The organism is Pseudarthrobacter sp. R1 (assembly GCF_024494415.1).
Taxonomy (GTDB): Bacteria; Actinomycetota; Actinomycetes; order Actinomycetales; family Micrococcaceae; genus Arthrobacter.
This window is the reverse complement of record NZ_JAMKFI010000051.1, coordinates 1-4,152: the sequence shown is the minus strand read 5'-3', so window position 1 is coordinate 4,152 and position 4,152 is coordinate 1. Positions and strand designations below refer to the sequence as shown.

4 protein-coding genes are annotated in these 4,152 nt (G+C 60.0%); all 4 read right to left on the bottom strand.

The window, feature by feature from the left end; all coding sequences use genetic code 11:
* Positions 1-84 precede the first annotated feature (84 nt).
* The 4 genes from M8J71_RS23010 to M8J71_RS22995 all read right to left on the bottom strand — a co-directional run bounded on the left by M8J71_RS23010 (position 85) and on the right by M8J71_RS22995 (position 3,930).
* Positions 85-933 (bottom strand): hypothetical protein, encoded by an 849-nt coding sequence (locus M8J71_RS23010; RefSeq protein WP_256250185.1) that lies wholly within the window; start codon positions 931-933, stop codon positions 85-87.
* Positions 934-1,042: 109 nt separating this feature from the next.
* On the bottom strand, positions 1,043-2,260 hold the full coding sequence (locus M8J71_RS23005) for a Fis family transcriptional regulator (protein WP_256250184.1): 1,218 nt from the start codon (positions 2,258-2,260) through the stop codon (positions 1,043-1,045).
* A 232-nt stretch (positions 2,261-2,492) separates the two neighbouring features.
* Complete coding sequence (locus M8J71_RS23000; protein WP_256250183.1) at positions 2,493-2,846, bottom strand: helix-turn-helix domain-containing protein; 354 nt, start codon at positions 2,844-2,846, stop codon at positions 2,493-2,495.
* Entirely contained in the window at positions 2,839-3,930 is a 1,092-nt protein-coding gene (locus M8J71_RS22995) for a tyrosine-type recombinase/integrase (protein ID WP_256250186.1), read from the bottom strand. Before M8J71_RS22995 ends, M8J71_RS23000 begins: the two co-directional genes overlap by 8 nt.
* Positions 3,931-4,152 lie beyond the last annotated feature (222 nt).

Here is a 4,152-nt window from a genome sequence, read left to right as displayed (position 1 = left end):
AACTGGCATACACGGTTATTCATGGCACGGGAGTAGAAGCAGGCCCAGCCGAGTTCCGCGCCCGGGCTTGAGTTCTAGCGGATATCAGGTGAGTCCCTGGATCAGTCGTTTGACGTCCTTCACTGACGGTTCATAGCCGCGGCGATTCATCATCGCGAAGCTTCTGAGCCGTCTCAGACCTTTGATGGGAGTCAGGTCGCGATCCAAGATCTTCGTGGTTCCGTCGAGGTAAAGCTCTTCGAGCAGGTTTAGTCCGGCCAATGGCTTCAACGACTCGATGTCACCGCTCTCCGCGATGTTGAGTCGACGTAGTCCCGTGCAATCTGCGAGGTCGTCAATCCTCGTCAGTTTCTTGCAGGAAACCAGCTCAACCTCCCGGATTTCGGAGCGGCCCCGGAGTTCAGAGATGTCGTCCAGCCGGCTGGCTAGGTAGATTCCAAGTCGCTGAAGCCTGGGTAATTGGGATAAGCCAGCCAGAGACTTCACTTTGGGACGATCCTTCATTCGAAGGTTTTGAAGACCGGAGTGTGAGGACAGCGGTTCGAGATTGTCGGGCATGTAGGCGAGCAAGAATAAGTCTTCAAGCCCGGAGGTCTGACCTATGGTGTCCCTGACCTGAGCCCAGGACGCCCCTAGATCGCGGAGCTTGGGGAACTCGGTGAGCTGGATTGTCAGATCAGGATGGGTGGTCAGCTGCAGGGATTCCAACGTAGGAGCAAGCGAATAAATGGGCTCAAGGGTGTTCAGGCGCCGGTCGATGATTTCGAGTTCGCGGATCGGTAGCCCGTGGAGAAAGTCGAGTGTCGGTTCGTTGAACCCGAGTGCATAATTCAGCACTAGCCGGTGGGCGCGGCCCTCTTCAAAGAGCCTTGCCGATTGCCCTGTCCAGGGTTCGGTAACCACAAGTTCTCCGACCTGCTCACCGTTATTCATGTTTCCCATCTCGCTGCTGATTTCGGCCTTAGGTCATGCACCTGGCCTTGGTTTCAAAGGCTAGTTCAGCGGGTAAGTCTGCAGCCCACACTTCTGGCCTTTTAGTTGTTCATGTCCTCACGGCCGCGATGTAGCGACCGTAGGCGGCGGCCGAGTCCGTGGCGTGGCGTTCGATGGTTATGGGGGAGTAGCCGAGCGTCTCGGCGATGATGGCGACGGGTGCGAGTTTGGTGAGTTCGTGGAGGGTTCCCAACCGTGCCGCGCGGGTGCTGAAGAGCCGTGTGAGGCGTTGGGTTAAGTAGCCCGGATTGATGTGCTTTCCCGGGAACTGTCCTGTGAAGACCCATTTGCTGTTGGGGTGAGCGGCTGTGAGGCCATGGCTTGGGTTCATGGCCAGTTGCCGCCAAGGCTCGTCCAACGGGCTCGGTAGGGCGATCTTTATCGACCCGAGCCGGACAGTGACGAGTTCATCGGTAACCGTCACGTTTTCCCACGTCAATTCGGCGATGCGTTCCGCCTGCTGACCAAATACGAGGATGAGGACCGCGGCGGCCTGATCGCGCGCTTCGATATATCCTTTGGCTTGGAGCACGCGCCCGAGGGCTTCATCTTGTCCAGCTTTGTCGAGCTTGGGGCTGGTGCCGCGGCGGTGCGTGACGATGGTCAGTCCCGCCGGGGCAGCTTTGGTCTTGATGGCCCATTTCAGGAAGTGCTCAGCGATCCTCCTGGTTGTCGGTCCTTCTGCCTGCCATAGGTCGAGATGAGCCTGGCTTAGTTCGGTCAGACTGGTGCCGTGGCCGGTGAGCCAGTTGAGCAGATCGATGGCCACGGTTACTTGCTGCTTGGCCCGGAGGAAGGCGCCGCGGGTGACTTCGTCCATCTGGTTCATCCGCCGCAGGTGATGCCAGCGGACGTAGCGGCGGACGATGTCGCGATTCTGAGGATCTATGGTCCGGTCAACGGCAGCTGCAGACCAGTTCTCGTAGCGCGTGCGGAATTCGTCACGCCGGGGCAGAACACCGTGCTCTATGAGGAGACCGCGAACGTATTCACGGGTCCGTGAGTCGGGCAACCCGTCGAAGGTTTCGTGGGTGATGTCTGGCGCGCCGGCGAGGTTTCGGAGAAAGGCTGCGACGTGCTTTTGCTGGATCCAGGTCAGGCCGCTGTTGGCCCGTTTCATCGACTTCAGCGCAGCTGCCAGTGGGATGAGTTCGTTGGCCATTGAACCGGTGGCCTGGTTGGTAAGCAGGTCATCTACGACATCGCCGAGGACGCAGGTCCAGCAGCGTCCACCGCTGTAGAGTTCATCCTCTGCTCCGCAGCCCACGCAGTCGACGTTGAGCCGAACGCCCGAACAGCGGCGGCATGCCGGCTGCTCATCGATAATCCCTGGCAGGACGCCTTCGTGGCCGCAGGCGCAGAGTCCGCGGGTGCGTTTTGCCTGTTGGTAGCAGTAGCCGCAGACTCCGCCGTCGGGCCATCGCGCGACTGTTTGGTGGTGTTGGCCGCATCGGTTGCAGGGGACCGGCCAGCGGATGGGGTCCTCTGCTTTGCGTGGCCTACTCACCGTCCTCGGGAGCGACGAGGCGGACGCGTCTGGCTATCGGGTTTCCCGGTTGGATTCCCAGGTCTTCGCTGCGCTGCGGGGCGTTGGCCGTCGCCGCGGCACGCATCTCAACGAATGGTTCAAAGAGGTCGTTCGGGGTGCAGTCCAGAATGTCGCAAAGTGCCGCGAACGTCCGGGCCGGGATCCGTTCCGGGGTGGCCGTGACCAGCCGGTAGACCTGGCTCTCGGAGAGATTGATGCCGCGGGACTTCAAAAGTGGCATTAGTTCTGTGGTCTTCCAGAGGTTTCGCTTGGCCATCAAGGCTCGCAGGTTCCAGCGGTAGCCAATCCGGCGCTGTTCAGGCATCTGGGTCCTCCAGGTTCGCGATGCGACGTGCAATCATCTGCTGCACGGTTTTCTGCTTGAAGTCCGACGATACCGATGTGTAGAGGCCAGTGGTCGAGGCGTAGGAGTGGCCAACCTGTGTCTGCACAAATGCCGGGTCGTAGCCGGCTTCGATCAAGTGGGTCACGTAGGAGTGCCTGAGGCAGTGCAGCCCCAGTTCCTTGGGCAATCCAACGGCGTCGCGGGCAGCTGCGAAGGCATCCCCGAACGAACCAAGCGACATCCGGGCGCCCCGCTCACTCGGCCACATCGCCGATGACCGGTCCGCTGTCGGGAACCGCGCCCGCATCCCTCCTGATGTCCATGTGCGGAGCTGGTCCACGACCCAGTCGAATTCCGGCACGGTCAGAACAGTGCGCCGCCTGGGCCCTGAACCTGCCGTGCCTTTGGCAAACCGCACCTGGATGGCGCCGAAGCGGCCATACTCAGTCACGTGAGGGTTCGGGCCTAAGTCCTCCAGGTCCAGCATGGTCATCTCGCGCCGGCGAAGCCCATAGGCATAACAAACCTTGAAGGCCACTGAGTCGCGGAACAGGGGCAGCCACCGTTTGCTTCCAGCCTCGTACTCGCGGTCGATGAGATCGTCGATGTGATCGAAAAGCTGTTGCAGTTCACCCTTGGTGAATGACCTTTTTTGCGCCGGCACCGCGTCATCGGTCGTATGCCTGGGCATGTTCCACTCAAAGCAGATCTGGCTCGGAATATCGCCGAAAGTGCGTTCGCAGAACTCACCCCATCCATAGCCAGGATGCGTCAGGTAGGAGCAGAACATCGACACGGCGTTGCTGTACGAGCGCAGTGTCTTCAAACTGATCGGCTTTTCGCCGGAACGCAGTCCCGCCAAGAAATCCTCAACGTCCGCCGGACGCCAATGCCACGGGAACTCACCCGTGAACCTTTGGAACCGTTCCAGCAGTTGGCAGCGCTGTTTGATCGTCTGCGTCGTGAGCCCACGAGCCAGCATCTGTGCCCGCCAGCCATCCAGCATGGCCGTGAAAACACGCTCGTCGGCCCTGAACAGCCCAACGTCCGGATCCACCAGCATCCTCGGGACAAAACCCGGAACGGCGGCACCACTCACTACAACCCCTAAACCATGGAAACATGCATTAGATGCAGGAAACCTATAGCTTTCGGTCGTAGCGGATCAAATCGAGATGACGCGCCCTTGATCATGAAGGAATGTAAGATCGGTTCTGACCTGCGGAAACGCCGAATTCTTCCGGAGGCGGGAGTTCTCGCATCCACTTCCACTCCCGTGCTTTAA